The organism is Nocardia wallacei (assembly GCF_029869545.1).
Classification (GTDB): Bacteria; Actinomycetota; Actinomycetes; order Mycobacteriales; family Mycobacteriaceae; genus Nocardia; species Nocardia wallacei_A.
Genome location: NZ_JARWQD010000270.1, coordinates 1 through 2,265, shown reverse-complemented (window position 1 = coordinate 2,265; position 2,265 = coordinate 1). Strand labels below are relative to the sequence as shown.

Sequence of the window (2,265 nt, the reverse complement as noted above, 5' to 3'; positions counted from 1 at the left end):
CCCCCCCCCCCCCCCCGCCCCGCGCCCCCCCCCCCCCCCCCCCCGCCCGCCGGCCCCCCCGCCGCCCCCCCCCCCCCCGGGGGGGGGGGCGCGGTTGCGCCACGGCGTACCGGCGCCGCACTGGCCAGCCCGTTTCCGCGTCGCACGCGTGACCGCCGACCGCGCCAGCACAACACCGGGCCCGGAACCTCACCCGGCCCACCACCAGCGTTTCCCGAAGTAATCAGCAAAGGAATGAAACCCGTGACCAGCACCAACCGCCCCAGCCCAACCCGCCGACTCCGCCGCCCCACGACCGACATCGGCCGCTGGCTGTCCGACATGCGCATCGCCACATTCATGCCCCTGAACCACCCGCACAACGACCCTTGGGCCAGCGCCAAGGTCGCCGCCGCCATCCACACCGCCAGCACCGACTGGCACCACCACGACACCGACGAATACACCGGCGTCCGCGCCGGCCTCACCAGCCAGCGCGACACCTGGGCACAGCTCGCGCACTCCCCACGCGCCCTGCTCGACCACGCCGCCCCAACCCTGACCACCACCTGGAGCGACGCCCACGACGAGGCATCCGTCTACAACCACGCCACCATCCTGCTCACGTTCATCCTGCGCCTGTTCGACCTCCGATTCGGCCCACCGCAAACGACCTCGCGAACCTCCGAAACCGCAGAGCGGCAACAGAATCCGACCGCTCCCCAAGTGCCGGACGATCGCGAACTACAGCAAGTCATCGCTGCTTGCGCCGACGGCGACCACGAACTCACCGACGACGAATCCCGCATCGTCGCCGACGCCTACGGCCACACCGAACGACTCCACAACTGGGCCCGCGGGGTACCCGTCGCGCACCTCGCCCAGCTGGCGGCCGACGTCGCCGAACTCCAGGACTTCGCTGCCATCGTCCGCGCCGACCACGACCGCCATCACGGCTACCCGCCGGGCGCCCCGAATGTGCTGTGCGCGCTGCGCCGCTACTTCGAACACCGCGCCCAGCACACCCAGCAACCACCCACCCGCGACGCCTACGCCCGCGAACTCACCGCCCTCTACCACGACGAACTCATCCATCTGTCCCGCATCGGAACCGACCCCCGCATCACCTACACCAGCCCCACCGACACCGCACTCGGCGCCGACCTCACCGGCGGCCGCCACCTCCTCGCCGTCAACACCGACGGCACCCTCATCGGCAGCCACACCACCGCCGACCCCAGCCCCTGGACCGTCGGAATCTACGACAACCTCACCGGCCACAGCCACGGCCACGGCACCGGCCCCCAACTCCCCGACGCCCTCGGCGCCGCCTTCGCCTCCCTCGCTCGCGGCACCGACACCCAATAACCCGCCACCCCAACACCATCCGCCGTGCCCCAGCCGACAAAGCCGGAGCACAACCACATTCACGACAGGAACGAAACACCATGCAGTACCGCAGCTACCCCGCGCACGACCACATGAGCCTCCACCGCCGCTACCAACGCGCCCTCGACACCCACCCCGACCTCGCCGACCACTATTTCTGCGCCCAGGGCTACGTCTGGGGCTGGCAAGACGCCCAGGGACCCGACCACCGCGACACCCACACCTCGATCGGATTCGCCTGCGCCTACGCCACACACGTCAACGAATTCCGCACCGGCACACGACAATCCATCACACCGGTGACCGCGTGCTGGCAGCACTGGCTCACCCACGGCACCCTCACCGGCGCCAACGCCACCGCCACCCCGGCCGGTCCGCCACCCCTCGAACCACCCCGCCACCGCCACCCCGAAGCCGTCGCCGCCTACCACCGCGCCCACGGCTACGCCCGCGGCTGGCACGACGCCACCGGCGAACACGGCCGACCCACCCCGGCCGAGGCAGCCGCTTTCGCCGCCGCCTACGCCACCGTCGTCGCCGAGTTCCACGCCGAACACCGGCACTCCTACAGCCCCCTCGACACCAGCTGGCAATCCTGGCTCAACCACCACGACCTCACCGCCCACGAACGCGCCACCCCGCCGCCCACCACCTGACCAGCAGCACCATTACCGGCTGGATACGACGGGGGGGGGGGGGCGGCGCCGCCCCCCCGCGCCGCCCCCCCCCCCCCCCCCCCCCCCCCCCCCCCCCCCCCCCCCCCGCGCCGCCGCCAGGCCCCCGCCGCGCACACGACGCGCACCGAACACCCGTATTCCGAAGCTTTGCAGCGGATTTCGTCGACACACCGCCGCAATCCCGGAGCCAGGGCCACCGGTTCGAGCCCGGTGCCGATTC

General features: G+C 72.1%; 2 protein-coding genes. Both read left to right on the top strand.

The window, feature by feature from the left end:
* Positions 1-243 precede the first annotated feature (243 nt).
* Positions 244-1,347, top strand: coding sequence for a hypothetical protein (locus QH290_RS23215; protein WP_280385093.1), 1,104 nt, complete (start codon positions 244-246; stop codon positions 1,345-1,347).
* Positions 1,348-1,427: 80 nt separating this feature from the next.
* Positions 1,428-2,024: a hypothetical protein gene (locus QH290_RS23210; protein ID WP_280385091.1), complete on the top strand. Its 597-nt coding sequence runs from the start codon at positions 1,428-1,430 to the stop codon at positions 2,022-2,024.
* Positions 2,025-2,265 lie beyond the last annotated feature (241 nt).

What these genes read in the sequence shown, in the direction of transcription:
- QH290_RS23210 (WP_280385091.1), top strand. Translation starts at nt 1,428, where the DNA reads ATGCAGTACCGCAGCTACCCCGCGCACGACCACATGAGCCTCCACCGC.